Source organism: Paraburkholderia sp. BR10954 (genome assembly GCF_040965775.1).
Taxonomy (GTDB): Bacteria; Pseudomonadota; Gammaproteobacteria; order Burkholderiales; family Burkholderiaceae; genus Paraburkholderia; species Paraburkholderia youngii.
In genome coordinates this window covers 321,370-347,883 of record NZ_JBFRCK010000005.1, presented here as the reverse complement: position 1 = coordinate 347,883, position 26,514 = coordinate 321,370, and the positions used below count along the sequence as shown (strand labels likewise).

General features: G+C 63.0%; 28 protein-coding genes. 16 read left to right on the top strand and 12 right to left on the bottom strand.

All coding sequences use genetic code 11. The features are described from left to right. Positions 1 to 34 precede the first annotated feature (34 nt). From AB4Y34_RS10915 to AB4Y34_RS10885, 7 genes are all read left to right on the top strand, one after another. Positions 35 to 1,078, top strand: coding sequence for an ABC transporter substrate-binding protein (locus AB4Y34_RS10915; protein WP_368589200.1), 1,044 nt, complete (start codon positions 35 to 37; stop codon positions 1,076 to 1,078). A gap of 85 nt (positions 1,079 to 1,163) precedes the next feature. Continuing rightward, positions 1,164 to 1,994, top strand: coding sequence for an ABC transporter ATP-binding protein (locus AB4Y34_RS10910; protein WP_368612363.1), 831 nt, complete (start codon positions 1,164 to 1,166; stop codon positions 1,992 to 1,994). Then, complete coding sequence (locus AB4Y34_RS10905) at positions 1,991 to 2,869, top strand: ABC transporter permease (protein ID WP_368716019.1); 879 nt, start codon at positions 1,991 to 1,993, stop codon at positions 2,867 to 2,869. Before AB4Y34_RS10910 ends, AB4Y34_RS10905 begins: the two co-directional genes overlap by 4 nt. Positions 2,870 to 3,076: 207 nt before the next feature. Then, positions 3,077 to 4,483: a selenium-binding protein SBP56-related protein gene (locus tag AB4Y34_RS10900; RefSeq protein WP_368716018.1), complete on the top strand. Its 1,407-nt coding sequence runs from the start codon at positions 3,077 to 3,079 to the stop codon at positions 4,481 to 4,483. Continuing rightward, positions 4,480 to 5,163, top strand: a complete 684-nt coding sequence (locus tag AB4Y34_RS10895) for a hypothetical protein (RefSeq protein ID WP_368716017.1) — start codon at positions 4,480 to 4,482, stop codon at positions 5,161 to 5,163. The genes AB4Y34_RS10900 and AB4Y34_RS10895 overlap by 4 nt, the downstream gene beginning before the upstream one ends. 107 nt (positions 5,164 to 5,270) lie before the next feature. Continuing rightward, the gene (locus tag AB4Y34_RS10890; protein WP_368716016.1) at positions 5,271 to 5,423 is read left to right on the top strand and encodes a DUF6496 domain-containing protein; all 153 of its coding nucleotides are present in this window, start codon (positions 5,271 to 5,273) and stop codon (positions 5,421 to 5,423) included. Positions 5,424 to 5,450: 27 nt separating this feature from the next. Further along, a complete protein-coding gene (locus tag AB4Y34_RS10885; protein WP_176107561.1) occupies positions 5,451 to 6,113 on the top strand; it encodes a UdgX family uracil-DNA binding protein in 663 nt (220 codons plus the stop codon). Here the strand turns inward: AB4Y34_RS10885 and AB4Y34_RS10880 are convergent. Together AB4Y34_RS10880 and AB4Y34_RS10875 are read right to left on the bottom strand one after the other, a co-directional pair. Then, the gene (locus AB4Y34_RS10880; RefSeq protein ID WP_176379656.1) at positions 6,105 to 7,043 is read right to left on the bottom strand and encodes a DUF72 domain-containing protein; all 939 of its coding nucleotides are present in this window, start codon (positions 7,041 to 7,043) and stop codon (positions 6,105 to 6,107) included. The genes AB4Y34_RS10885 and AB4Y34_RS10880 overlap by 9 nt on opposite strands. Next, complete coding sequence (locus tag AB4Y34_RS10875; RefSeq protein ID WP_176107563.1) at positions 7,040 to 7,273, bottom strand: DUF2795 domain-containing protein; 234 nt, start codon at positions 7,271 to 7,273, stop codon at positions 7,040 to 7,042. The genes AB4Y34_RS10880 and AB4Y34_RS10875 overlap by 4 nt, the downstream gene beginning before the upstream one ends. 156 nt (positions 7,274 to 7,429) lie before the next feature. Here AB4Y34_RS10875 and AB4Y34_RS10870 point away from each other — a divergent pair, with 156 nt between their 5' ends. Continuing rightward, the gene (locus tag AB4Y34_RS10870) at positions 7,430 to 8,368 is read left to right on the top strand and encodes an NADP-dependent oxidoreductase (protein WP_368716015.1); all 939 of its coding nucleotides are present in this window, start codon (positions 7,430 to 7,432) and stop codon (positions 8,366 to 8,368) included. A gap of 28 nt (positions 8,369 to 8,396) precedes the next feature. On the opposite strand, the gene AB4Y34_RS10865 is transcribed toward AB4Y34_RS10870, so the two are convergent. Beyond that, positions 8,397 to 8,897 (bottom strand): MarR family winged helix-turn-helix transcriptional regulator, encoded by a 501-nt coding sequence (locus AB4Y34_RS10865; protein ID WP_176107565.1) that lies wholly within the window; start codon positions 8,895 to 8,897, stop codon positions 8,397 to 8,399. A gap of 187 nt (positions 8,898 to 9,084) precedes the next feature. On the opposite strand from AB4Y34_RS10865, the gene AB4Y34_RS10860 reads away from it, so the two are divergent. Both AB4Y34_RS10860 and AB4Y34_RS10855 read left to right on the top strand, forming a co-directional pair. Continuing rightward, on the top strand, positions 9,085 to 10,185 hold the full coding sequence (locus AB4Y34_RS10860) for a Rieske 2Fe-2S domain-containing protein (RefSeq protein ID WP_368716014.1): 1,101 nt from the start codon (positions 9,085 to 9,087) through the stop codon (positions 10,183 to 10,185). Then, positions 10,182 to 11,147 (top strand): 2Fe-2S iron-sulfur cluster-binding protein, encoded by a 966-nt coding sequence (locus AB4Y34_RS10855; protein WP_368716013.1) that lies wholly within the window; start codon positions 10,182 to 10,184, stop codon positions 11,145 to 11,147. Before AB4Y34_RS10860 ends, AB4Y34_RS10855 begins: the two co-directional genes overlap by 4 nt. Before the next feature lie 38 nt (positions 11,148 to 11,185). Here AB4Y34_RS10855 and AB4Y34_RS10850 read toward each other — a convergent pair whose 3' ends face one another. From AB4Y34_RS10850 to AB4Y34_RS10840, 3 genes are all read right to left on the bottom strand, one after another. Further along, positions 11,186 to 13,642, bottom strand: a complete 2,457-nt coding sequence (locus AB4Y34_RS10850; protein WP_368716012.1) for a penicillin acylase family protein — start codon at positions 13,640 to 13,642, stop codon at positions 11,186 to 11,188. Positions 13,643 to 13,818: 176 nt separating this feature from the next. Then, complete coding sequence (locus AB4Y34_RS10845) at positions 13,819 to 14,094, bottom strand: hypothetical protein (RefSeq protein ID WP_368716011.1); 276 nt, start codon at positions 14,092 to 14,094, stop codon at positions 13,819 to 13,821. Continuing rightward, a complete protein-coding gene (locus AB4Y34_RS10840) occupies positions 14,091 to 14,564 on the bottom strand; it encodes a DUF2778 domain-containing protein (RefSeq protein WP_368716010.1) in 474 nt (157 codons plus the stop codon). Before AB4Y34_RS10840 ends, AB4Y34_RS10845 begins: the two co-directional genes overlap by 4 nt. 290 nt (positions 14,565 to 14,854) lie before the next feature. Between AB4Y34_RS10840 and coxB the strand changes: the two genes are divergently transcribed. The 5 genes from coxB to AB4Y34_RS10815 are packed head-to-tail and all read left to right on the top strand — an operon-like array spanning position 14,855 to position 20,284. Continuing rightward, a complete protein-coding gene (coxB, locus tag AB4Y34_RS10835; protein ID WP_368716052.1) occupies positions 14,855 to 15,844 on the top strand; it encodes a cytochrome c oxidase subunit II in 990 nt (329 codons plus the stop codon). A 28-nt stretch (positions 15,845 to 15,872) separates the two neighbouring features. Continuing rightward, entirely contained in the window at positions 15,873 to 17,870 is a 1,998-nt protein-coding gene (gene ctaD / locus AB4Y34_RS10830) for a cytochrome c oxidase subunit I (protein ID WP_368716009.1), read from the top strand. A 1-nt stretch (position 17,871) separates the two neighbouring features. Beyond that, positions 17,872 to 18,513: a heme-copper oxidase subunit III gene (locus tag AB4Y34_RS10825; RefSeq protein ID WP_368716008.1), complete on the top strand. Its 642-nt coding sequence runs from the start codon at positions 17,872 to 17,874 to the stop codon at positions 18,511 to 18,513. Then, positions 18,510 to 18,926: a hypothetical protein gene (locus tag AB4Y34_RS10820; RefSeq protein ID WP_176379647.1), complete on the top strand. Its 417-nt coding sequence runs from the start codon at positions 18,510 to 18,512 to the stop codon at positions 18,924 to 18,926. Before AB4Y34_RS10825 ends, AB4Y34_RS10820 begins: the two co-directional genes overlap by 4 nt. Further along, on the top strand, positions 18,926 to 20,284 hold the full coding sequence (locus AB4Y34_RS10815; RefSeq protein WP_368716007.1) for a cytochrome c: 1,359 nt from the start codon (positions 18,926 to 18,928) through the stop codon (positions 20,282 to 20,284). The genes AB4Y34_RS10820 and AB4Y34_RS10815 overlap by 1 nt, the downstream gene beginning before the upstream one ends. 16 nt (positions 20,285 to 20,300) lie before the next feature. Here AB4Y34_RS10815 and AB4Y34_RS10810 read toward each other — a convergent pair whose 3' ends face one another. Together AB4Y34_RS10810 and AB4Y34_RS10805 are read right to left on the bottom strand one after the other, a co-directional pair. Further along, positions 20,301 to 20,777, bottom strand: coding sequence for a Fis family transcriptional regulator (locus AB4Y34_RS10810; RefSeq protein ID WP_368716006.1), 477 nt, complete (start codon positions 20,775 to 20,777; stop codon positions 20,301 to 20,303). A 108-nt stretch (positions 20,778 to 20,885) separates the two neighbouring features. Beyond that, positions 20,886 to 21,626: a 3-ketoacyl-ACP reductase gene (locus AB4Y34_RS10805; RefSeq protein WP_176107575.1), complete on the bottom strand. Its 741-nt coding sequence runs from the start codon at positions 21,624 to 21,626 to the stop codon at positions 20,886 to 20,888. A gap of 380 nt (positions 21,627 to 22,006) precedes the next feature. On the opposite strand from AB4Y34_RS10805, the gene AB4Y34_RS10800 reads away from it, so the two are divergent. Then, on the top strand, positions 22,007 to 23,698 hold the full coding sequence (locus AB4Y34_RS10800) for a Na/Pi cotransporter family protein (protein WP_368716005.1): 1,692 nt from the start codon (positions 22,007 to 22,009) through the stop codon (positions 23,696 to 23,698). Between the two features lie 300 nt (positions 23,699 to 23,998). On the opposite strand, the gene AB4Y34_RS10795 is transcribed toward AB4Y34_RS10800, so the two are convergent. The 4 genes from AB4Y34_RS10795 to AB4Y34_RS10780 all read right to left on the bottom strand — a co-directional run bounded on the left by AB4Y34_RS10795 (position 23,999) and on the right by AB4Y34_RS10780 (position 26,422). Continuing rightward, a complete protein-coding gene (locus tag AB4Y34_RS10795; protein ID WP_176379643.1) occupies positions 23,999 to 24,418 on the bottom strand; it encodes a hypothetical protein in 420 nt (139 codons plus the stop codon). Between the two features lie 82 nt (positions 24,419 to 24,500). Further along, positions 24,501 to 24,902 (bottom strand): DUF3597 domain-containing protein, encoded by a 402-nt coding sequence (locus AB4Y34_RS10790; RefSeq protein ID WP_176379642.1) that lies wholly within the window; start codon positions 24,900 to 24,902, stop codon positions 24,501 to 24,503. Positions 24,903 to 25,016: 114 nt separating this feature from the next. After that, the gene (locus AB4Y34_RS10785) at positions 25,017 to 25,307 is read right to left on the bottom strand and encodes a hypothetical protein (protein ID WP_368716004.1); all 291 of its coding nucleotides are present in this window, start codon (positions 25,305 to 25,307) and stop codon (positions 25,017 to 25,019) included. Positions 25,308 to 25,327: 20 nt separating this feature from the next. Further along, entirely contained in the window at positions 25,328 to 26,422 is a 1,095-nt protein-coding gene (locus tag AB4Y34_RS10780) for a porin (protein ID WP_368716003.1), read from the bottom strand. Between the last annotated feature and the right edge of the window lie 92 nt (positions 26,423 to 26,514).

Below are 26,514 nucleotides of genomic sequence, written 5' to 3'. Positions count from 1 at the left end.
GACACCGTCACACCGCACGCCGACTGGAGTTTCAATGCTGAGCCGATTTCACCCGACCGCCGCACGGCCGTCGTTTGTCCGCCGTTTGACGGCACTACTGCTGAGTCTGTCGATGGGCGCCGTCGTCAGCGCTCCCGCGCATGCCGAGGGCGAGATTCGCGTGGCCGAGCAGTTCGGCATCGTGTATCTGCTGCTGAACGTGGCGCGCGATCAGCATTTCATCGAAAGCGAAGGACGCAAGCAGGGCCTCGACATCAAGGTCGATTGGGTCAAGCTGTCGGGCGGCGCGGCGGTCAACGATGCGTTGCTGTCGGGCGCGGTCGATATCGCCGGCGCGGGCGTCGGCCCGCTGCTGACGATCTGGGATCGCACGCACGGCAAGCAGAACGTGAAGGGCGTCGCGTCGCTCGGCAATCTGCCGTACTACCTGGTCAGCAACAATCCCGACGTGAAGACGATCGCTGACTTCACGCAGAAGGACCGCATCGCGCTGCCGGCGGTCAACGTGTCGGTGCAATCGCGCGTGCTGCAATACGCGGCGGCGAAGCGCTGGGGCGACAAGGAATACAACCGGCTCGACAAGTACACGCAGGCGTTGCCGCATCCGGACGCGGCCGCGGCGATCATCGCGGGTGGCACTGAAATCACCGGGCATTTCGGCAATCCGCCGTTCCAGGAGCAGGAACTGGCCGGCAATCCGAAGGCGCATATCGTGCTCAATTCGTACGATGTACTCGGCGGCCCGAGCTCGGCGACGGTCCTCTATGCGACCGAAAAATTCCGCCATGACAACCCGAAGACGTATCGCGCGTTCGTCGATGCGCTCGCCGATGCGGCGAAGTACATCAATGCGAATCCGCAGGGCGCGGCCGATATCTATATCCGCACCAATCAGTCGAAGATCGATCGCGACCTGCTCGTGAAAGTCATCACGAACCCGCAGGTGCAGTTCAAGATCGTGCCGCAGAACACCTTCGGGCTCGCGCAGTTCATGTATCGCGTCGGCGCGATCAGGAACGAGCCGTCGTCGTGGAAGGACTATTTCTTCGACGATCCGGCGACGGCGGCGGGGAGCTGAGCATGACGTTGAGCGTTTTCGTGGCGCTGCGCGGTACGCGGCAACACTCGCCGGTCGATCCGGTTCACTCGCAGGGAGCGCTTTGATGGTGGCCAATCCCACGCTTCTGTTTCCCGACGACGCCGCACGGAAAGCCGCGGCAACCAGCGGCAAACTGCTCGCGGTCGAGAACGTCAACCTCGAGTACCGCACACGCGAGCGGATCGTGCGCGCGACGCACGACGTCAGCTTCGACGTCTACGGCGGCGACCGCTTCGTGCTGCTCGGGCCGTCCGGTTGCGGCAAGTCGACGCTGCTGAAGGCGGTGGCCGGTTTCATCGAGCCGAGCGCGGGCAGCATTTCGCTCGACGGTCAGCGGGTGCGCGGACCGGGCGCCGATCGCATCGTCGTGTTTCAGGAGTTCGACCAGTTGCCGCCGTGGAAGACGGTCGTGCAGAACGTCGCGTTTCCGCTCCGAGTCGCGAAGAAACTGTCGAAGGCCGAAGCTCGTGAACGCGCGCTGCATTACCTCGACAAGGTCGGGCTCGCAGCGTTCGCGCACGCGTATCCGCACACGTTGTCGGGCGGCATGAAACAGCGCGTCGCGATCGCGCGTGCGCTCGCGATGCAGCCGCGCGTGCTGCTGATGGACGAACCGTTCGCCGCGCTCGACGCGCTGACGCGCCGCAAGATGCAGGAAGAACTGCTGCGGCTATGGGAAGAGGTGAACTTCACGCTGCTGTTCGTCACGCATTCGATCGAAGAGGCGCTGGTGGTCGGCAACCGGATTCTGCTGCTGTCGCCGCATCCGGGCCGCGTGCGCGCGGAACTGAACAGCCATCAATATTCGCAGGACAGCTTCGGCCGCGCCGATTTTCAGCGCAGCGTCGCGCGGATTCATCACCTGCTGTTCGAACAGACGGAGACAGTGCAATGAGTACCCCTGTCACGTTGCTGCCGCCCGTGCGCGACGAATACGAACGTCCGCTCGAAGCACCCGGCGACCTCGCGATCGAAGCGCCGTTGCCAGCGGCTAGGCAGATCTTCGCGCACGGTTGGCTGCGCAAGACACTGATCGCACTCGTGCTAATCGCCGCGTGGGAAATCGCCGCGCGCGGGATCAACAACGACCTGCTGCTGCCGACCTTCGGCGCGACCCTGAGCGCGTTCGTGCAAGGCGTGTGGTCTGGCGAACTGCTCGCGAAGACGGCGGTATCGATGTCCGTGCTGCTGCGCGGCTATCTGCTCGGCGCCGCGTTTGCGTTCGTGCTGACATCGCTCGCGGTGTCGACGCGCGTGGGCCGCGATCTGCTGTCGATGCTGACAGCGATGTTCAACCCGCTGCCGTCCATCGCGTTGCTGCCGCTCGCGTTGCTGTGGTTCGGGCTAGGCACTGGCAGCCTGCTGTTCGTGCTCGTGCATGCGGTGCTGTGGCCGCTCGCGCTCAATACCTATTCCGGCTTTCAGTCGGTTCCCGCGACGCTGAAGATGACCGGACGCAATTACGGTCTGACGGGTCTGCGGCATGTGTTGCTGATCCTCGTGCCGGCGGCGCTGCCGTCGATCCTGGCCGGCCTGCGCGTGGGCTGGGCGTTTGCATGGCGCACGCTGATCGCCGCGGAACTCGTATTCGGCGCGAGTTCGGGCAGCGGCGGGCTGGGCTGGTACATCTTTCAGAATCGCAACGAGCTGTATACGGATCGCGTTTTCGCGGGGCTCGCGGCCGTGATCGTGATCGGTCTGCTGGTCGAGCATCTCGTGTTCGATACGCTCGAACGCGTGACCGTGCGGCGCTGGGGCGTGCAGCAGTAGCGCGTTGCGTCGGCTCGAATGCGCGCTTCGCGGCGTCGGCGCGGGCGCTTGCGGCGCGGCGCGCTTAGCTGTCGGATCGCATCCTGCGTTCGGGTGCAAATATCCGGTTGCGTCCGTCGCTGTCGTGAACTACAAATGTAAGGCTACGCGCTGGCTCGATTTTTGGCGGGCCGGACTTTCGTTCAGAACGACAGGGAGAGTGCCGTCATGGGAATGCGCCCCGATCCTACCTTTCATGCATCGCCGAAGCTCGCGATGGATGCGCCTGCGGAAGAATACGCGTACACGGTGCTGCTAAGTCCGGATTCCTCGCAGCCCGACGCGCTCGCCGTGATCGACGTGAAGCCCGGTTCGCCGACCTATAGCCAGGTGGTCCACACGGTGCCGGTGCCGAACAAGGGCGACGAATTTCATCACTTCGGCTGGAACGCGTGTTCGTCCGCGTTGTCGCCATTGACGGGCCACGCATTTCTCGAGCGACGCTATCTGATCATTCCGGGCATGCGCTCGTCGCGCATCTATATCGTCGATACGAAGCCGCATCCGACCCAGGCGAAGATTCACAAGATCATCGAGCCAGAGGAAATCTTCCGCAAGACCGGCTATTCGCGTCCGCACACCGTGCATTGCGGACCGGAGGGCATCTACGTGAGCACGCTCGGCGGTGGCGGCAAGGACGGCACCGACGGGCCGCCCGGAATCTTCATCATGGATTGCCAAACGTTCGAGGTGTTGGGACGCTGGGAAATCGAGCGCGGCGCGCAAGAAAAGCATTACGACTTCTGGTGGAATCTGCCGCGCGATTACATGGTGTCGACCGAATGGGCGCTGCCGCCGCAATTCGAAAACGGCATCGTGCCTGAAGACCTGCTTTCGAACAAATATGGCCACCGCGTGCACTTCTGGGATCTGCGCGCAAGGCGCAACGTGCAGACGCTCGATCTCGGCGCGAACCATCAGATGGCGCTCGAAGTGCGGCCCGCGCACGATCCGAGCCGCGAGTACGGATTTATCGGCGTCGTGGTCGATACCACGAATCTGGAAGGGTCGATCTGGACCTGGTGGCGCGAAGGCGGCCACTTCCACATCGAAAAGACCGCGACCATTCCGCCGGAGCCCGCCCACGCCGACGAGTTGCCGCCGTTGCTGCAAGGTTTCGGCGCGGTGCCGCCGCTCGTCACCGATATCGATCTTTCGATCGACGACAAATTCCTCTACGTCTCGTGCTGGGGCACCGGCGAGATGCGCCAATACGACGTGACCGAACCGCGCAAGCCGAAATTGACGGGCTCGGTGCGCATTGGCGGCATCGAACGCTGTACGCCGCATCCGAACGGCAAGGCTTTCGCCGGCGGTCCGCAGATGGTCGAGATCAGTCGCGATGGCAAGCGCGTCTACTGGACCAACTCGCTCTATTCGACGTGGGACGACCAGTTCTATCCGGACGGTGTGCCCGGCGTGCAAGTGATGGCGCATGCCGATCCGAATGGCGGTCTCAAACTCGTCGAAGATTACTTCGTCGAATTTCCCGCTGGCTATCGCGCGCACCAGATCCGTCTCGAAGGCGGCGACTGTTCTACCGATTCTTTCTGCTATCCGTCGGTGGGCGTTTGAGCGGCTCGGTGTCGCCGCAAGCGGCACTGTGGCTCGCCGTCGTCGCGAGCGGCGTGTACCACGGGCTCAATCCGGCAATGGGGTGGCCGCTCGCGGTGTCGAACGCGCTGATGCAGCGGCGCTCGCAAGCGCTGGTCGTCGCGCTTCTTTACCTCGCGGCCGGGCACGCGCTCGCGATACTGCTGATGATGCTGCCGTTCGCGATGCTAGTGAGCTTGCTTGCGTGGCAGCGTCAGATGCAGATCGGCGCGAGTTTGCTGGTGATCGGCTTCGGTCTGGTGTTGCTGATGCGCCGCCGTCATCCGCGCGTGCTGGCGAGAATTCCGCCGTCTCGGCTCGCGCTATGGTCGTTCGCGGTGGCGATCGCGCACGGGGCCGGCTTGATGCTGGTGCCGATCTATCTCGGCCTGTGCCGCGCCGACGCCATGGACAGCGCGCACCAAGCCGCCCAGGCTCTGATCGAAACGAGTCTGCGCATGGCGCTGTCGGTCTCCGCGGTGCATGCGGCGACGATGACGATCGCCGGCGGCGTGCTCGCGTGGCTCGTTTATCGCTATCTCGGACTCAGGTTCGTGTCGCGCAGCTGGTTCAATCTCGATGCGGTGTGGGCGTCGAGTCTGATTCTGGTGGGGGGTGTGTCGCTGGCGTTGAATGCGTCGGCGACGGGTGTTTCCGGGTGATTTCGACGAACTCGCGGGCACAGCGTATGCTGCGCAGTTTCGGTGCAGGAACGCCATTGCGTGCGGGTCCTGATTTTTCCTTTCGTCATCTACACCCGGAGAAGATCATGCCGCTGAAGAAAGGTACATCGAAAGAGACGGTGTCGCACAACATCAAGACCGAGTCGAAGCATGGCAAGCCGCACAAGCAGGCTGTCGCGATCGCATTGAACCAGGCGCGCAAGTCGGGCGCGAAGATTCCGAAGAAGAACGAGAAATAAGCTGCTTCGGCACGCGCGGTCGTACCCATGACCGACAAACCGCAGAAAAAGCGCGCGCATGGCGACGCGCAATCCGAGCCAGCGGATGTCGAACCCGATCAGCATCCGGCGAAGCTCGGCGATTGCCGCCGCTGCGCGCTCTGGCGCAATGCGACTCAGGCCGTGCCCGGCGAAGGGCAGCGGCATGCGTCGATCGTGCTGGTCGGCGAGCAGCCCGGTGACATGGAAGACCTGCAGGGCAAGCCCTTCGTCGGGCCGGCCGGCGCGTTGCTGGACCGAGCGCTCGAAGAAGCCGGCGTCAAGCGTAACGACGTATACGTGACGAACGCGGTCAAGCATTTCAAGTGGATTGCTCGCGGCAAGCGTCGTTTGCATAAAACGCCCGCTCAGCGCGAAGTCGAAGCATGCAGCTACTGGCTCGAACAGGAACTCGACATGCCGGATGTGCGCGTGGTCGTCGCACTCGGGGCGACCGCGCTGAAAGCGGTTGTCGACGATCCGCACGCGCGTTTGCAGGACGCGTTCGACAAAACGCTCGAACGCGGCGAGAAGCGTGTGGTCGCGACGTACCATCCATCGTATGCGCTGCGCGCGCCGGACCCTGAAACCCGTCGCGAGGTGTACGAGCGCATCGTCGCGGCGCTGCGCACCGCGCAGAAGCTGGCCCACGGCGGCAAGCGATCAGGGTAATGCTGGCGCTTGCGTCGCTTGCACTCCGAGGTCTTTCATCAATCGTTGCGCGTCGAACGGCGCCCGCGCTTTTACGTCATTGTCGAAGTAGCAGTAGACGTCTCGCGTGGCCCGGCGGCGCGGCGCGAGTTGCGGCGCGATCAATCGCGCGTCGGCCGGTTGTGAGCCGCCGCGCCATGCATCGATTCGCTCGGCCCATCGTTGCAGAGCTTCGTCCCCATATGAACCCGAGTATTTGGCTTCGCTGCCGTGCAGGCGGATGTAGACAAAGTCCGCCGTCAGATCTTCGGCGACGGGCCACGGTTCGGTGGAATCGGAAACGACGAGCCCGACGCCGTATTGCCGCAGCAAGGCCACGAACGCCGGATCGACGAAGCTCGCGTGGCGCACTTCGACCGCGTGACGCAACACCCGCTTGCGATCGATGTCGACGTAGGGCGTCTTGACGCGCTTATCGTGTTGACTGGCGAGCGCCGCTGCGCTCGCGGTGTCGGGCGGCAACACCTGCAGAAAGCGTTCCATTGCGTCGGGCTCGAATCGGAAGGACGGCGGAAATTGCCACAGGATCGGACCGAGCTTTTCGTTCAACGCGAGCATGCCCTGCGCGAAGAAGTTCGCGATGCCGACGCGCGCGCTCGCATCGCGAAACCGCAGCATATGAGTCAGATAGCGCGCGCCTTTGATGCCAAACACGAAGCCGTCAGGCGTTTGCGCATACCAACGCTGCCAGCTATCGAGCGATTGGAGGCTGTAATGCGTGCCGTTGATTTCTATCGTGCCGAATCGCGCCGACGCGTACTGCAATTCCGCTGCATGTTTCAGATCCTCGGGATAAAAGCTGCCGCGCCAACCTTGATAGCGCCAGCCGGAAATGCCGATGCGCGCATCGCCGGCCTTCTTCGTTCGGGCGTCGAGTGTGGCGTGCGTCATTGAATACGCGCGATTTCCTTCGCGACCGAGGCCGGGCTGTCGAAATTGTGATCGGGCAGACGGTCGACCAGATCGACGATGTCGGTATTCGCGTGGTTCTTGCGCGCCTGCGCGACCAGCTTTTCGCGCGTGGTCGGGTAATTCACGCCACTGAGTGCCTTTTCGATGTCAGCGGGATTCGGCTGGCCGGGATGACGATGATCCTGGGAATGAGCGGGGTGCTGTGACATGGTTCCTCCTTGAATGAGTACATCACGACTGCGCGCCTATCGTTAGGTGTCGCATATGTCGTGCCGCGGCTCGGGGGCTCGTTGAGGAACGCGGCTTGCGGTCAGCCGGAAAACGCAGCGCCGCTGACACACGACCTTTCAAGGAGAAGGCTCATCATGAGCACGATGCTCGCTTATCGCATTCACAGCTTCGGCGGTCCCGAGGTGTTCAAGGCCGAGGAGATCGAGATCCCCGAGCCAGGCGCCGGCCAGGTGCTGGTGCGCGTGCGCGCGGCCGGCGTCAATCCGGTCGACCTGAAGACACGCGCGGGCCAGTACCCGTTGATCCGCGAAGAACAGATGCCCTATACGCTGGGGCGCGATTTTTCCGGTGTGGTCGAACGGGTCGGCGAGGGCGCCGCGCAATGGCGCGCGGGCGAGCAGGTGTATGGCTTCGTTGGCCAGGGGCAGGGTGCGTACGCGGAATTCGTCGTCGTGCCCGCGAGTGCGCTAGCGCATGCGCCGGAAAAACTGGACGCGGGGACCGCGGGCGCCGTGCCGCTCGCCGCGTTGACCGCGTGGCAGGGCCTGTTCGAGCACGGCTGCCTCGAAGCGGGCTGCCGGGTGCTGATTCACGCGGGCGCGGGCGGCGTTGGACATTTCGCCGTGCAGTTCGCGAGGCAGAAGGGCGCGCAAGTGTACGCGACGGCGTCCGGCGACGGCATCGAGTTCGTGCGCTCGCTCGGCGCGGATCGCGTGATCGACTATCACGCGCAGCGTTTCGAAGACGTCGCGCGAGATATGGACCTCGTGTTCGATCTGGTCGGCGGCGATACGCAGCGCCGCTCTTGGTCGGCGGTCGCGACCGGCGGCGCGCTGATCTCGACGCTCAACGAGCCGTCGCAGACCGAGGCCTCGAGTCATGGCGCGCGGGCCGCGCGTTATACCGCGCGGCCCGATGGGCGGCAATTGACTGAGATCGCGTCGTTGATCAATAACGGCAGCGTGCGTGTCGTGGTCGCCGAACGGTTTTCGTTCGATGCCACGGCCAGGGCGCTGGAACGGCTCGCGAAAGGCCACGTGCGCGGCAAGATCGTGGTGGACATCGCGCCGTAGCACGGACCGCGCGCCGGATGCCAGCGGGCTAGTCCGGAGTCGCGTCGTCGCTCGCACTGCGCAGCGGCGCGCGGCTCTGGTCGTTATTCAGATGCACGAACTTTCTCAATAGCCTCAATAGCTCTCGCGCATCCTCGTCGCCCATGCCGTCGAGCAGGCCGTGATTGAGCGCGTTGACGCCGGGGATCAATTCATCGAGCAACTGCTCTCCTGCCGGCGTCAGTAACAGACGACGCTGGCGGCGCGGCAGAACTTCGCGCACGATCCAGCCTTTCGCTTCGAGCCGCACCGCGATATCGGCGGTGGTCGACGTGTCGAGACCGACTCGCTGCGCGAGCGTGACCTGATCGAGTCCGGGCAATTCCTGCAGCATTCTGAGCACCGCATATTGCACGGGCGTCACCTCGCGCCCGATCAGATCATGAAACATGGACACGGAAATCTGATGCGCGCGTCGGATCAGATGGCCGGGCTGGTCGTATAGATCGATGCTGATCGCGGAAGTGCTGGTATCGGTTGAAGTGACCATATTAGTTCTGAAAACCTCGTGCCTTTTCGTCGCGAATGGAAATGGCAAATTGATCTTCGTGTTACCTGATTGAAAGTTGGTCTAGGGGAAAACCTTCATTTAATCATTAAAGGCACATTGAGTACACTGAATCTCAATGAGTGGACTGAATGAAGTGCGCGAACTGACAACAAGGAGTGAGACTGACATGTTTCCCAAAAACGCGTGGTACGTCGCATGTATGCCCGATGAAGTCGCGGATAAGCCGCTCGGCCGGCAGATCTGCGGTGAGCCGATGGTTTTCTATCGCAACGCGGAAGGCGCCGTAGTGGCGCTCGAAGACTTCTGTCCGCATCGCGGCGCGCCGCTGTCGCTCGGTTTCGTGCGCGACGGCACGCTCGTGTGCGGCTATCACGGACTCGAAATGGGCTGTCAGGGCAAGGCGACCGGCATGCCGGGCCAACGCGTCAACGGCTTTCCGTCGATTCGCAGCTATCCCGTGATCGAGCGCTATGGCTTCGTCTGGGTATGGCCCGGCGATGCGGCGCAGGCCGATGCCGCCAAACTGCATCATCTGGAATGGGCCGAGAGTGCCGAATGGGCATATGGCGGTGGTCTTTATCACATTCGCTGCGATTACCGGCTGATGATCGACAACCTGATGGATCTGACGCACGAGACCTATGTGCACGCGAACAGCATCGGGCAAAAGGAAATCGACGAAGCCGCGCCGAAAACCGTGGCCGAAGGCGATACCGTGCGCACGAGCCGTTTCATGGAAAACGTCGCGGCGCCGCCGTTCTGGAAGATGGCGTTGCGCGGCAATGGTCTCGCCGACGACGTGCCCGTCGACCGCTGGCAGATCTGCCACTTCACGCCGCCGAGTCACGTGCTGATCGAGGTGGGCGTCGCTCATGCCGGGCATGGCGGCTATCACGCGCCCGCTGACAAGAAGGCGTCGTCGATCGTGGTGGATTTCATTACGCCGGAAACCGAAACGTCGATCTGGTATTTCTGGGGCATGGCGCGCAATTTCCGTCCCGACGATGCCGCGCTGACCGCCAGCATCCGCGAAGGGCAGGGCAAGATCTTCAGCGAAGATCTGGAGATGCTCGAACGTCAGCAGCAGAACCTGCTGCGCTGGCCCGAGCGCAATCTGCTGAAACTCAATATCGATGCGGGCGGTGTGATGTCGCGTCGCGTGATCGATCGGCTCGTCGCGCTGGAGCGCGCGGAGACGGGCGCACCGCAGGCTAGCGGGCCCCGGGTTGAAGCGACGCGCGTCATTCCGGTGCAGACGGCGACATGAATCATCCCGTGCTGAATGTGGTGGTCGCGCGCCGGCGCGACGAAGCGCCCGGTATCGCCAGCTTCGAATTCGCGAGCGAAAACGGTCAGGCGTTGCCCGCTTTCGACGCCGGCTCGCACATCGACGTGCATTTGCCCAACGGCGTCGTGCGTCAGTACTCGTTGTGCAACGATCCGCGCGAAACGCATCGCTATCTGATCGCGGTGCTGCGCGACGAAGCGGGACGCGGCGGATCGAAAGCGGTGCACGATTTGCTTCGGGAGGGCGATCGCCTGCAGATCAGCGCGCCGCGCAATCATTTCGCGCTCGCTGACGATGCGGCACATCATCTGCTGCTCGCGGGCGGCATCGGTGTCACGCCGATTCTTTGCATGGCCGAGCGGCTTGCCGCCACGGGCGCTTCGTTCGACATGCACTATTGCACGCGCTCGAAGGAACGCACGGCGTTCGTCGAGCGTCTTGCACAAGCTGGCTTCGCGAAGTCGGTCCAGCTTCATCACGATGACCATCCTGGCGGCTCGACGTTCGATATCGAACAGACGCTAAGCGATGCACCGCCCGGCACGCATCTGTATGTGTGCGGTCCGCGCGGCTTCATGGATTTCGTGCTCGAGACCGCGCGCGCAAAGGGCTGGCCGGAAAACAGGCTGCACTACGAGTTTTTCGGCGCGGCCGCGAATCAGCCAGCGACGGGCGGCAGCTTCCAGGTGCGCATCGCGAGCAGCGGCGCGACGATCGACGTGCCGCCCGAATGCACGGTCGTGCAGGCGCTGGCCGCGCATGGCGTCGAAGTGATCACGTCGTGCGAGATGGGTGTGTGCGGTACCTGTTTGACGCGAGTGCTCTCCGGCGAGCCGGATCACCAGGATTCCTATCTGACCGACGAGGAACGCGCGGCGAACGACCAGTTCCTGCCGTGCTGCTCGCGTGCCAGGTCGCCGCTGCTGGTGCTCGATCTGTGATCTTCTGCGGACGACGGGCGGGTCGCCCGTCATACCGCTTATTGCCCTTTCCCCTCGGAGTCCGACGAACTAACCGTGCGGACATTCAACGCCGGGTCGTGCGCAATCGCTTCTTCGGAGAACGGAAAAATCGTCCAGCGCTGGGCCGCGTAATCGCGCGTGCCGTCGGCATAGTGCGGCGACGCCGGATCGTCGGATTCAGACGGCGCGAGCAGCGTGCGGGCGATCACCCGACCGTCCGAGAACCACACGATCTGCAGATACGTGTCGCCCATCGGCTTGACGTTCATCGAATAGCCGCTCGCGTCGAATGGATGCGCGCCACACGCGGAGGTGAAATAGCCACCGGCGTCGCAACCGCCGAATAGCGGAATGCGCTCGTCATTGCGTTGCACGTAGAGGGCGGCGCTACGCGGCGCATCGATCGCGATGCCAGCGCGTTGCAGTGCCGCGAGCGCGTCATGCAGCGCGGCGGCGAGCTTCGCCGGATCGGCGGCGATGCCCGCGGGTGTGGTCAACGGCTTCGCGGGATCGAACGGCACCGCGTATAACTGCGCGGGCGGAATCGTCAGCAGACGTCGCCACAGTTCGTCCCACAAGGTTGCACCCGCTGCGCCAGCCGCGGCCGTATCGTCCCATGCGGCCAGCACTTTGCACGCCGCGCGCTGTTGCTCCGGGTTCGGGTCGGCCGGCAGGTCCGCGAGCGCGCCGCTGTTGCACAGACGGTCGAGCACGGGCTGCTTGAACAGCAACGCCGACATCGAGCGACTGTCGAGCGCCGCGCGGCCGAGTGCATCGGCGGAAACGCCATGCGGATCGTTCTGCAATTGCGCAGCGATCGTATGGCCGAGCCGTGTGCGCAGCGTCTGCGGCGTGTCGGTCGCGCCGATGATCTTCGCGTAGCCCGTCATTGGTGCGGCCGGGTTGGTGAGCCAGTAGCTGTCGTTGAAGTTACCGACATAGTCGCGCCGAAGCAGCGACGGCATCCGCGCGACCGGCAACGCCCGGTGCTGTACCGCGCCAGGCTCGTCGCGCCAGTCGCAGTCGCTGCGCGAACCGTCGAGGACCGGCACGGCGGGCATGATCTGCGCCAGTGCCCGGCCGACCGGCGGCGTGCAACGTTGCGCCAACTCGTCGGGCACGTCCGGGATCGCGCCGATGTCCGCGTACCACACGCGCGGATCGTCGCGGCCGATCGCGAGCGTGTTGACCCACGGCACCGCCGCGTTCTTCTTCTGGATGCGGATGAAATCGTCGAGCGAGGCCGCCTGATTCCATTCGAGGAAGTTTTCGAACGTGCGGAAATTGTCGGTATTGATATCGCGCAGCGCGAAGGCCTGCTGCGCATTCCACGCTAGCGCGGGCGACATCGCGCGGAGGTTGACGAGCGGCCCGAAGCGCGAGCGATACAGCGTGCGCGACACGGTATGCTGCGAACCGTCGGCGGCGCGCACTGCGACGTTCACGCGCGTCGGCGTCATCGCTACGCTGTTGCCGTCGACCTGATACCGGGTGGGCGCGCCAGCTTCGAGCGTCAGCTTGAACAGGCCGAAGCGCTTCGCGGTGGACACGGTATGCGTCCACGCGACGTTGTCGTTGAAGCCGATCACGATCAGCGGCACGCCGAGAAACGACACGCCGCTGACGTTCAGCTTACCGGGAATAGTGAGTTGAGCCTGGTAGAAGCGATCGGGGCCGGTCCAGAACCAGTGCGGATTGCCGAGCAGCAGCGCGCTGCCGGTGTGCGTCGCGTCCGCGCCGAACGCGAGGGCGTTGCTGCCGATGCCAGCATGGCCGCCGAAGTCGGCGAGCGGTGCAGCGACGGCGGCGTCACCCTGCAACCCGCTTTGCGGCGGGCTCGGCATCGCCTGTGGCGGTTGCGCGGTCGCGATCGCATTGATGAAGCGGGCCTCGCCACCGGCCAGATTCGCCGCGATCTGACGCCGGTAGACGTCCGCGTCGCTGATCTTGCCGAGCCACGGCGCCGCGCGGCAGGCCGCATGCGCGCCCGGAAAGTCGCCGTGCGCGAGATCGGCCACGTAGCGGTTATAGCCGGCGACGAAGCCGTCGATCAGCGCGCGCATGTCCTCGGTCTGGCTTTTGCGGTAGCGCGCGACGGTCGCATCGTCGACGATGAAACGGAAGAAGAAATCCGAGTCGAGGTTGTCGGGCTGGCCGAACGTCGCGCCTAACGCGGGGCGCGCGTCGGCGCCGAAGAAGCGCGAACGTTCGCCACGATAGGTGACGAAGCTTTCGGTCATCGTGCACAGATTGTCCTGGGCTTGCGCGTAGCCGTACCCGTAGCCGAGGCTGCCCCAGTCGTCGGCTTTGATGTGCGGAATGCCGAGCGCGGTGCGGCGGATATCGGCGCGATAGGGGCCGGTACGCGCGACCTCGTCGGTGTCCGGACTCGCGCAGCCTTGCAGAGCGGCGGCGAGGGGCAGAGCGACCAGCAGGCCGGCGAGGCGGCGGAGCAGCGAGACGTTCGAACGCATGGCCTTTCCGGTCGGGCGGACGTTGATTGGTGATGCGCGTGGCGCTCTCGCGAGCTTAGCGGGTAGTTGACGGTGGGTCACCGTGGTGAAGCCCAAAAACGACAAAGCCCGCTGGTCGGCGGGCTTCGGGCGCAACTTTTGATGCGGAGTTAGCGATTATTTCCACCGCGAGATGGCTAGTCGTCGAGCTTTCGCTGACCACGCTTCTTGCTTCGCCAAACAAGCAGAACTGCTGCGGCGAAACCTAGCACGATTGCGGCCGATGACATGAGGAAGGCGAGGTCGGATTCCTGATATGCCGTCTTGACCCCGTACACACGAACCGCCAATTTCCATATCGGATTCGAAAAGTTCAAGGGCGCTTCTGGATTCATCATCCACCACAGCGCATTGGCAAAGATTGCGAGCAGTAAGGCGAAACCGACCGCGAGACAAATTAGGACTTTTTTCATCTCACAATCACCTCACCGTACGCTTTAAGTTCCAATCCAGGTACTGACACTTTTGGCGTGTTGGTAAATATCGAACGAATATGATGCCAGTCTGCGAGTCGGTCGATAGTTATGCAGCCCTCGCTTCTCCCCAATCGGCCCTTCGGATGCAATCGGAACTGGCCACGAATAATGCCGTCGCATAAGACTTTATCGTCGTCGATATTAGCGTCGATAGCGTAGAGCGCGAACCATTCGCTCTTGTTATTGCCATTCAGGTTAAGCCGATCTTTCCATGGTCCAAGAATGCCGCCGGATCTACGGTCAAAAATATAGTATCTGCCGACGGGAATGGCGCCGATCCTCGGCGTGCACATTCCAGCCGCCTTATTGATATAACTCCCCTGCCCAGAGTATGCAGGAAACGATAGAGCGCCAATCCTAAATTCGCTCATTGGCTTACCATTCAATTCGAACGTGCATTGAAACACCTGTCCTCCAGAGTGTCCGATAACAGTGAACCCGTAAATAATTAAGTTATGCAGGGCGGCATTCTAAAGGCGATTTTTTTTGAGAAGGAAACTATTAAACTAAATTATTCACGGCAACAGCTCGGCGCACGCGGCCTGATTTTTGCTGACCTGATTGGGCGTCGTCTCGTTCGCAGGGGGCGACGCGTGTTGAAAGCTCATCACCAGCGGGGTCCCCAGTGGCAGCAGCGCAAGCATCCGGAACGTCAGGACGGCGCATCAGGCGCGCCAGCGTCACGTCGTTAGCGGCGCTGGCTAGCGCGTCCGCAAACTCCGCGCAAGCAAACCCGGTGGCACCGCTGAACTACTTCCTGCACGCGGCAGGCCCGGCGGCCCGTCCGACGCTTTACCTCGGCTGGGTTTTCACCGCGATCGTGACGCTGGTCACGCTGATCGTCGCCGGTCTGTTGATTGGCGCGATGGTCCGCAAGCGTCCCGCGGCGCGACCGGATGCGCTGAGCGCCGAGCCCGGTGGCATCCGCTGGGTGTTCATCGGTACCGCGGTGTCGTCAGTCGTGCTGCTGGCGATGCTGGTCTATGCCCTGATCACGCTCGAATCGGTGGCGTCGCCCGCGTCGTATCCGCAATTGACGATCACCGTGACCGCTTACGACTGGTGGTGGAAGGCCGATTACAGCGACGATCCGAACCCGGCCCGCAACTTCAGTACCGCGAACGAGATTCACATCCCGGTCGGTGAACCCGTGAAGATCCAGCTCAAAAGCGCGGACGTCGTGCACGCGTTCTGGGTACCGCAACTCGCGGGCAAGACGCAGACGATTCCGGGGCAAACCAACGAGCAGTGGATTCAGGCGGACCGTCCCGGCATTTATCGTGGGCAGTGCTCGCAGTTCTGCGGCGCGCAGCACGCGCATATGGCGTTCGAAGTGATCGCGCAGGACGCCGCCGCCTTCAACGCGTGGCGCGACGCGCAGGGACGCGCGGCCAGCGTGCCAACGGGCGACGCTGCGGTCGCGGCCGGCCGGCATCTGTTCGAAGAGCGCTGCGCGGGCTGCCACACGATTCGCGGCACCAAGGCCACCGGCGTGCAGGCGCCCGATCTGACGCATGTCGGCTCGCGCCGGATGATTGCGGCAGGCGCGCTCAGCAACACGCCCGACCATCTGCTCGACTGGATCGAGCACGCGCAGCGAATCAAGCCCGACGGATTGATGCCCAGTATCGCGCTGACCACCAGCGAGGCCGCCGCGATGTCGGCGTATCTGGCGACGCTGCATTGAAGCGCATCGCACGCGAGGAGCCCGTTCAATGTCCGATCATCCCGCTTCCGCTTCACTGCCCGCACTGACCCGCACGCCGCAGCGCGGCCGCGTCGAACCCGGCAGCGAGCAGGAAAAGCGGCTGCGCGAAATCTGGGAGTCGCGGCCCGGCTGGCGGGGCTGGTTCTCGACGGTCGATCACAAGACCATCGGCCTGCGCTACCTGGTGACCGCATTCGTCTTCCTGCTGATGGGCGGTGTCGAAGCGCTGATCATGCGCGTTCAACTGGCGCGTCCCAACGCAACGGTGCTCACGCCCGAACAGTACAACCAGCTGTTCACGATGCACGGACTGACGATGATCTTTCTGTACGCGCTGCCCGTTCTGTCCGGCTTTTCGAACTATATCTGGCCGCTCGTGCTCGGCGCGCGCGACATGGCCTTTCCGCGCCTGAACGCGCTGTCGTATTGGGTGTTCCTGTTCGCCGGCATCTTCCTGTATGCGAGTTTTCCAACCGGCCAGGCCCCCGACGCGGGCTGGTTCAACTACGTGCCGCTGTCCGGGCTCGAATACAGCAACGGCCCGAACATCGACGTGTATGCGCTCGGCATGGTGCTGCTCGGTATTTCGACGACGGTCGGCTCGATGAACTTCGTCGTCACGTTGCTGAGGATGCGCGCGCCGGGCATGTCGCTCGACCGCGTGCCGGTGCTCGTGTGGGGCACGCTGACCGCGTCGGGCGGCAATCTGTTGGCGGTGCCTTCGGTGAGCCTCGCGTTTCTGATGCTGTGGATGGACCGCCGCATCGGCACGCATTTCTTCGACGTGCTCAATAGCGGGCGTCCGTTGCTATGGCAGCACCTGTTCTGGATTTTCGCGCACCCGTGGGTCTATGTGGTCGTGCTGCCGGCGATGGGCATCGTCTCGGATGCGCTGCCGGTGTTTTGCCGCCGGCCGCTGGTCGGCTATGGGCCGGTCGCGTTGGCGACGGTCGCGACGATGGTGCTCGGCTTTGCCGTGTGGATTCACCATATGTTCGCGACCGGCATCCCCGCGCTCGCGCTGTCGTTCTTCGGCTCGGCCAGCATGGTCATCGCGGTGCCGAGCGCGGTCGCGACGTTCGCGTGGGTCGCGACGATCTGGACCGGCCGCCCCGTGTATCGCGTGCCGTTCCTGTTTTTCGCGGGCTTCGTGCTGCTGTTCGTGATCGGCGGTGTGTCCGGCGTGATGACGGCCGCAGTGCCGTTCGACTGGCAACTCACCGACACCTACTTCGTCGTCGCGCATCTGCACTACGTGCTGCTCGGCATCAACGTGTTTCCGGTGATCGGCGGCATCTACTTCTGGTTTCCGAAGTTCACAGGCAGGATGACGAACGAGCGTCTCGGCAAGGTCGCGTTCTGGGTGCTGTTCATCGGCTTCAACGTCGCGTTCTTTCCGATGCATATCGCGGGACTGCTCGGCATGCCGCGCCGCATGTACACGTATCCCGCCGACATGGGCTGGAATACGGTGAACCTCGTCACGTCGCTCGGTTCGTTCCTGTTTGCGGCCGGCGTGCTGCTGTTTCTGATCGATATCGCGGTGAGCCTGAAGCGCGGCAAGCTCGCCGGCAACAATCCGTGGGATGCGCCGACGCTCGAATGGTCGGTCAGCTCGCCACCGCCGCCGTACAACTTCGCGGTTGTGCCGACGCTCGCGAGCCGGCATCCATTGTGGGAAGGACGCGTCGAAGAGCCGGGGGAGGCGGTTCAAGCGCGCTCGCAACTCGACGAAGGCTATCTGCTCGCGCAAGGTCGCGAAGCGTTGGGCACGACCGCACTGGAGGCGAGTCCCGACGTGATCCTGAAGATGCCCGAAGATTCATACGCGCCGTTCTGGCTCGCGGTCTTCGCCGCGCTACTGTTCGCGGGGCTCGCGTTGACCGCGTGGGTTTTCGTGGGCGCGATGCTGGCCGGTTGCGCGGTGTCGATCATCGCGTGGCTGTGGCCCGAGCGCGCGCTGATCCAGCGCGAGCCGGTCGCGGTCGAGGACGCGGGAGGCTGACATGAGCGATGCACTGAATTTCAATCGCGCGTCGAGCGAACGGGACCAGACCGCGCGAGCATTGCCGGTTGGCAGCGCGGGCGAGCGGTCGAGCGGCTGGTGGGGCTGCTTCACGCTGATCGCGACCGAAGGCGCGCTGTTCGGCTATCTGATCTTCTCGTATCTGTATCTGGCGTCGCAGAGCCAGCAGCGTTGGCCGCCCGAGGGCTTGCCGGAGCTCGGGCTCGGCGGCGCGAATACGGTCATTCTGCTGTCGAGCAGCGTGTTCGTCTGGTTCTGCGAGCGCTGTGTGCGCCGGCGGCGGTTGCGGCTGGGGGTCGCGTCGATGGCGGTGGGCATCGTGCTGGGCTGCATCTTCATGGGCATTCAGTTGCGCGAATGGCATAACCACCCCTATGGCCTGACCTCGCACCTGTATGGCTCGCTGTACTTCACGATTACCGGCTTTCACATGGCGCACGTGCTGGTCGGAATCGTCGTGCTGACCTTGCTGGCGATCTGGACCGCGCTCGGCTATTTCGACGACAAGCGCTGCGCGGCACTGTCGATCGGCGGGCTGTATTGGCACTTCGTCGATGTCGTGTGGCTGTTCATTTTCAGCACGCTGTATCTGACGCCGTATCTGTTCCGGGAGTGGTCATGACGACGGTGCCCCGAGACTCGCACATCTCGATGCGCTACGTGCTGATCGGTCTGCTCGCGGCACCGTTCGCATGGCTGTTGCAGATGATGCTCGCGGAAACGCTCGCCGCGCAGGCCTGCTATCCGCACAACCATCCGCTCGGCGCGCCGCTCGTGTCGTGGATGCGTCCGGCGATCGTCGCGCTCGGCACGATGTGTCTGGTCGCGGGCGCGTTCGGCACGTGGGTCGCATGGCGCAATCTGCGCCGCGTCGCGCCGCTGAAACTCGGTGGGCTGAACGGCGAGCGTCGCACGCGCGCCGAACTCGACTGGTTTCTGACGCATGTCGCGGTGATGACCAGCATGCTATTTCTGTTCGCATTGATCGCGACGGATGTCGCGGTCGCGATCGTGTCGCCGTGCAGGTGGTGGTGATGAAGCGCGACGTTCTCGACACGGTTAGATACGGCATCGTGGCCGCATGCGCGCTGACGATAGCAGCGGCGGTTCACGCCGCCAGCGCGGCCGACGCGACGGCAAACGCCGCCAGCACCGCCACCGACGCCGCGCAGATCGCCCGCGGCGCATATCTCGCCAAAGCCGCCGATTGCGCCGGTTGCCACACCGCCGCGCCGCGCGTCCCGCATCCGGGCGCGGCGCCTGAAGCTACGCCTCCGTTTGCCGGCGGGCTCGGCATGGGGTCGCCGTTCGGCACGATCTATACGTCGAACATCACGCCGGACCCGCAATACGGCATCGGCCGTTATAGCTATGACGACTTCGCGCGCGCGTTGCGCGAGGGCGTCGCGCCCGGGGGCAAGCGGCTTTATCCGGCGATGCCGTACCCGTCGTTCGCGAAGATCACCGACGACGACATGCACGCGCTCTACGCCTACTTCATGCACGGCGTGCAACCGGTCGCGGTGCCGGCCCCGCAAACGCGCTTGCCGTTTCCATTCAATCAGCGCTGGGTGTTGATGTTCTGGGACTGGGTGTTCGCACCGAAAGGCCAGTTCAAGGCCGATGCGAAACATGACGCGCAGTGGAATCGCGGTGCGTATCTGGTGCAATCGCTTGGCCATTGCGGCGCCTGCCACACGCCGCGCGGACCCGCCTACGAAGAGCGCGGCTATGACGAGTCGGCATCGGCCTATCTGACGGGTGGCACCAACGACCACTGGTTTGCGCCGAACCTGAGCGCCGACCCAGGCTCGGGGCTCGGCCGAAGTTCCGCAGCCGACATTGTCGACTTTCTGCGACACGGTCACGGCGGCGGACTCATCACGTTCGGCAGCATGGTGCAGGTCGTCGAAGACAGCACGCAGTATCTGAACGACGACGATCTCGCGGCGATCGCCGCGTATCTGAAGAGCCTGCCGCCGCACGCGCCGAGCGGCAATTTCAACGCACGCTCCAGCGCCGCGCAGCAAACCGTGCAGGCGCTGCAAACCGGCGATGTGGAAAGACCCGGCGCGGGCATCTATGCGTCGTATTGCGCGCGCTGTCATCAGATGGACGGGGCCGGGGTGCCGCATAAGTACCCGCGCCTCGCGGGCAACCCCGCGGTGCTGTCGGCATCGAGCGCGTCACTGGTGCGGTTGCTGGTCGAGGGCGGCGGCAGTCCGCATACCGAGTCGGGACCGGAGCCGCACAAGATGCCGTCTTTCGCCGGCAAGCTCACGGACACGGAAATGGCCCGTGTGCTCACCTTTGTTCGAACCACATGGGGAAATGCGGCCGGACCGGTCACGCGAAACGATGTATCTAATGTGCGCGGCGCATTGCACAAGTAAATGCCAACCCGCGTCGTTACGCGGTGTTCTCGTCGCCGTCGACGTCGCAGTGGCCGTTGGCGGCGCTGAACAGGGTCTTCAGCTTCGCGTTGACCGCGATCAACTCTCCCACTGGCGTCACCGCGAGTTGCTGATCGAAGAGCGTGAGGACCTGACCGAGCAGCGCGTAGGCGTCGTGATCGACCACACAGATGCCGGTTTCGAGTCCCGCCTGGCGGCAGCGCAGAATCACGCCCTCCGCGTCGCGAAACAGCTCGGGTACGGCCGAACCATAGCCGCGCTGATTCAGCAGCATCGCCATGTAAATGGCCTGCGCCATGCTGCCGACGTGATATTGATTGGCGACGCCGCTGCGTAATGCTTCGAGCGTCATGTGATAGTCGAGCGAGATTTCGCCTGCTTTGGCAGGCACGATCGGGCGCAGCATCGCCTTCGGGCGGGTGCGCGGCGACTTCGCGGGTGCGGCGCGAGTAGGGCTCGCTTTTCTGGTCATATGCTCACTGAGGCGGCCGGCTTGCGCCGGGCCGCTAAACCATCACGGAACCTGACAACGTCGATAACGGAACACGGCTGCGCCGCGTCACACGCGGCGCCGTTCCCGTTAGCCCATATGCAGACCGCCGTTCAGCGAGAAATCCGCTCCGGTCGCAAAGCCCGCTTCATCCGACGCGATCCACGCGACGATCGACGCAATCTCTTCCGGCGTACCGAGACGCCGTACCGGAATCGTCGCGACGATTTTTTCCAGCACCTCCGGACGGATGGCCTTGACCATGTCGGTGCCGATATAGCCGGGCGACACGGTGTTGACCGTCACGTTCTTGGTGGCCACTTCCTGCGCGAGCGCCATCGTGAAGCCGTGAATGCCGGCCTTGGCGGTGGAGTAGTTGGTCTGCCCGAATTGGCCTTTCTGGCCGTTGACCGACGAGATGTTGATGATGCGCCCAAAGCCCCGGCCGACCATGCTCTCGATGACCTGTTTGGTCACGTTGAACAGACTCGTGAGATTGGTGTCGATCACCGCTTGCCAGTCTTCGTAGGTCATCTTGCGGAACATGCCGTCGCGCGTGATGCCCGCGTTGTTGACGAGCACGTCGACTTCGCCCACTTCCGTCCTGACCTTCTCGAACGCTTTGGCGGTGGACTCCCAATCCGCGACGTTACCTTCCGAGGCGATGAAGTTAAAGCCGAGCGCTTTCTGATCTTCCAGCCATCGGGCTTTGCGCGTCGAGTTCGGTCCGCAGCCCGCAATGACGGTGTAGTTCTCTTTGTGCAAGCGCTGGCAGATGGCGGTTCCGATACCACCCATGCCGCCGGTTACGTATGCAACACGATTTGCCATAAGTCCTCCTTCTTGTTTAGGGTGAGTTGAGCAAGTTTGATTGGAGGATGAACCTATTATTGGCAGCGGCAAACGGCCGGGACGATGGGCATTTTCACCTACGGGTTAACTGCCAAATCGGATGCCGGAATCGTTGTTTGACGAGGCAATGAATTTATCTTGATTGACGGTTGAATGCTTTGCGAACTCCGCGGTCCCGATGCCGCCGGCCGCTTTCCTGTCCTTGCCTGCGCGCCGTCTTCCTCATACCCTTAGCGTTAGCCTTAAGTAGCTGCCCCGGACACAGCGCGGCAGACCGCCGGCACGGATCGTCGATCCCGGGGAGCGAAGCCGTCCCTTGCTCCCGCATCTATTCGTGTGATCATCAGAGGCACATCAGGATGGCTGATTATCTTGCTGACATCGATCCCGACAAGTTGAACATCCTTGGGATCTTCGGGCTGTTGATCGGCGGCCTCGCGCTGTTTCTTCTCGGGCTGGAGTTCTTGACCGGCGGGCTTAAGGCGATCGCGGGATCGAAGTTGCAGTCGTTGATCGGCGTGCTGACCGCGAACCGGTTTCGCGGCGTGTTGGCGGGTGCCATCGTGACCGCGCTGCTGAACTCGTCGACCATCACGACGGTGCTGATGGTCGGCTTCGTGTCCGCCGGGCTGATGACACTTGCCCAGTCGGTGCCGATGATCATGGGCGCGAACATCGGCTCGACCATCACCGCGCAGATCATCGCCTTCGACGTTTCGCGTCTGACGCCCTACATGCTCTCGATCGGCTTCGTGCTGCACGCGTTTGCCCCGCGCGAACTGCTGCGGCAGATCGGCCGCGTCGTGATGGGGCTAGGCCTGCTGTTCATGGGCATCCAACTGATGGGCGAGTCCACGCATCCGTTGCGCACGTACCAGCCGTTCATCGACGCGATGCAGGACATGCGCAATCCGCTCGTCGGCGTCATCGTGGGGGCGGTCTTCACCGCGATCGTGCAAAGCTCGGCGGCGACGCTCGCGGTCGTGATTGCGCTGAGCGGGCAGGGCCTGATGCCGCTCGAAGCCGCCATCACGCTGATTCTCGGCGCGAATGTCGGCACCTGCGGCACGGCCTTGCTGGCATCGATCGGCAAGCCACCGGAAGCGGTGCAGGTGGGCGTCGTGCATCTGGTGTTCAATGTGCTCGGCGTCGTGATCGCGCTCTTCCTGATTCCTCAGATGGCGGAATTCGTGCGCTGGATATCGCCGTCGCATCCGGACCTGCAGGGCCTCGAGCGCCTCGCGGCCGAGGCGCCGCGCCAGGTAGCCAATGTGCATACTTTGTTCAGCGTCGCAAATACGCTGCTGCTGATCTGGTTTACCGGTCCCATCGCGCGGTTCGCGCAACTGGTCGTGCCGCAGCGCGCGAAGCCCGCCAAACCCGCGGGCGATCCGCAGTATCTCGACGAGTCGGTATTGACGGTGCCGGCGCTTGGATTGCAGCGCGTGCGCATCGAGCTGACCCGGCTCGGCATGCAGGTGCTCGAAGTCGTGCAACGCGGCTCCCAGATGGTGTCGACGGGCACGATGGAAGAGATTAATCAGATGCTCGATAAGGACAAGGAGAGCGATCGGCTCTCCTTCGAGATTCTTCAATATATCGGTCGCCTGTCGAAGGGGGAGCACTCGGAGGAGGAAGGTCAGCAGATGGTCGGCTATACGCAGGTCACGAGCCACCTCGAGAGCATCAGCGGCATCGTCGGCACGACGCTGCTGAGCGTCGCGCAGCAGCGAATGACGCAGCAGATCGACCTGTTGCGCCTGCGCGATGCGGCGACCACGCAGTTTTCCGAGGCGGTGATCCGCAATCTCGAGCAGGCGGTCCGCACGATCGAGGCGCCAGACCCGGCGGAGGTCGCGAAGGTCATCGACGCGAAAGCCGGCATCGAGAAACTCGCCGCGACCGCGCGTCAGGTCGTGCTCGCGAAGCTTCAGTTGGCCGACAAGACGGACGTCGTCACGTTCCGGCTGGCGATGGATCTGATCGAGCAGGGCCGGCAGATCGCGCAGTTTGCGCGGGCCATTGCGAAAAACGTGGCGGCGCTTCAATAGATTCAATGGCGATCGATATATTCGTGCGGAACTGATCGCCAGCACACGTAGGTGCGGGTTGCATGACGGTTAAACTTGTGGCGTGTCATCCTCGTGACACGCTTTCAAAGAGAGTGGGATTGCCCGCCTTTGCTGTGCGGGCTTTTTTCTTGTCGCGCGGGTTGTGGTATCAGTAGTGAAGCTTGCAACGCCTGTAACGATTTAACACACGCCGCGTCCATTATTTGATAGCCTTTGTCGCAGCAGAGCATTGAACTCAAGGAGGGATTCACCATGATAAGGTGGCTTGCTAACTGGGCTTCACAACATGCTCCTACTCCCGAGAAACAGGCCGAACGTGCGCTGAACAACTTGCGCATGGAACTGTTTCAGGCCGAACAGCTGGTGCTCGACGCACAGTTGCGTGCCGATTACTATCGGGCTCGCCTGACCTTCCTCGAAGAAGTCACGAGAAAGGGAATCGAACAGGTATCGGACGAACGCAAGGCTCCTCTGGAGCCCCCCCAGCCACTGCGGCCGGGACTCAAGCTCACCGCGGCGCAATAGCCGCGGATATTCCAACTCAATCTGTTCGGTCAGCCGCGTTTGAATACGTGGGCTGACGGCAATCGTGCTGTCCAGGGCGCGTGCAATGCGCGTTTTTTGCCAGCCGATTGCGCGAGCATTGATTGCCGCGCCGAGAAGGTTCGAGTTGCCCGGTTCAGTGATTCGACCGGGCAACTTCGTTTGAGCGATTGATTTTTACTGCGGGACTTCCGCTGCGCTGCGCTTCGCTTTCTGCGAGACGCCTGCTTTGTCGTGCCTAGCTTGCCAGATCGGGCGGCAGCTTGCCGCCGTTTGCAGCGAGCGCCTGCATCACCTGCTTGTGCAGCCAGATGTTCATGCTCGCTGAATCGTTCATATCCCCGCTGTACTTCAATTCCTGCGCAAGCTGCTTGCGGTGTTCGAGACTGCTGTCGACGCCGAGCGCCTTCATCGTGTCGACAATCGACGTACGCCAGTTCAACGTCTGTCCGCTTTCGCTGACGAGTTGATCCATCACGGCGGCCACGTCGACGTCGGTCAGCGGTGCGGGTGCGGCGGGCGCGTTGGGCGTCGCGGCTTGCGCGGCGGCCGGGTCGGGGGTGGCTTCCGTCGCGGGGGGAGGTTGGTCCGGCTTCGCTTTGCCGAACAGCTTGTGCACGATGTCACCAAAAATACTCATTTCCGAAATCTCCGCGGTTGAATGACGAATGCGAGTGGGGGCGCTCGCGGGACATGCCCCCGATATGCTACGCGTCTAGCACGGCAAAAAACGTAATATTTTGTCAGCCCGTCGTCATTCGGCGTGCTCACGGTCGAACTGCCGTACCGCTGGGAAGCCCATCAACTTGCACATTTCGGAGAATGGGTACATGGTGTTTTCCACGTGCCTGGTGCCGCGCTGCGCCTTGATCTGGCCGTAGACATCCTGCAGCGCTTTCGCGACCGCCAGAAAGCCCGATGCCGGATAAATCGCAATCGAAAAACCGAGCTTCCGCAATTCAGCCGGCGTCAGTTGCGGCGTGCGCCCGCCTTCGACGATGTTCACGAGCAGCGGCGTATCGAACGTGCGTGCGATCGTCTCCAACTCCTCGACGGTTTCCGGTGTCAGAAGTGCGTATGCAAGCCGACCCGTGCGATAGCCTGGGTCTGGCCGCTCGATGCGCCGTCCGCGCTATTCATGCCGTTGATCTGCGCGAAGCCGCCGGAGCTTGCGCGCTGATACAGACCCATCACGTAGACGCTCGTGCGCTTCGACAGCGAGTAGTCGACGATCACCGCGACCTGATGCGCGTGATTGTTGTCGACGACCGAATTGCCCTTCATGTACAAATACGACGCGCCGGTGGCGAGTGCCGGTGTGAACTGATACTGCACCCCGACCGAGCCTTCATAGACCGAGCCGCCGTTCGCCGAGTTGTGCACGGTCGTGAACAGCGCGTTGGTGAACCATGAGCCGAATCCGTAGTGCGCGCCGAGCCCCCAGTTGCGCACGCTGACCTGCGGGGAACCGGCCGTGTAGTACTTCACGTTCGTGTAGGCGGCGTTGACGCCGAAGGAATTCGCCGCGTAGTTGAGCGCGAAGCTGGTCGAATTGCCCGCGCCGATAGAGCCCGCCACGTTGCCGAAGCCATACATCGCGCCCGCGCTGAATCCACCGAACACCGGCGACACGTACTTGACTGAGTTATTGAGGCTGACGCCGGCCATGCGATCCCAGTCGAACGCGCCGGTCGGATTCTGCGGCAGAGCGAGTTTCTGGAACGGACCCGCGCGGAATGCGTAGAAGTGGCCGGAGACGTTGGCAGGATCGTTGCCGCCTGCGAATAGCGAGTCCGTCATGAAGTCATACTGATTACCGAGCGTGAACTTGCCGAGGCGATCGTCGACGAGCCCCACGTACGAAAGACGGCTGAACAGGCTCGAATTGGGCATGAATTGCCCGTTGTTCAGCTGGTACTGGTTCACGAGCTCGAAGATGGCCCTGGTGCCGCCACCGAGATCTTCTGTGCCTCTCATGCCCCACAGGTTCGGGCCATTGACGCCGTCATCCATCTTCACGTTGTGTTTGCCGCCCTGGTTACTCAAATACGTAACACCGGTATCCATGAGGCCGAATAGCGTAACGCTGCTTTGCGCGTGTGCTGCCGTCGACATCAAGGCACCCGCGAAAATGGCGAGCGCGAGCTGCGTCTTCTTCATTGAAATGATCTCCTTTTTATATTTCGTCATGCCAAGCGAAGCCGTATGGCTATTGCCGTATTGGTGAAGGGGTGGTGTGAACGGCGCTCAAT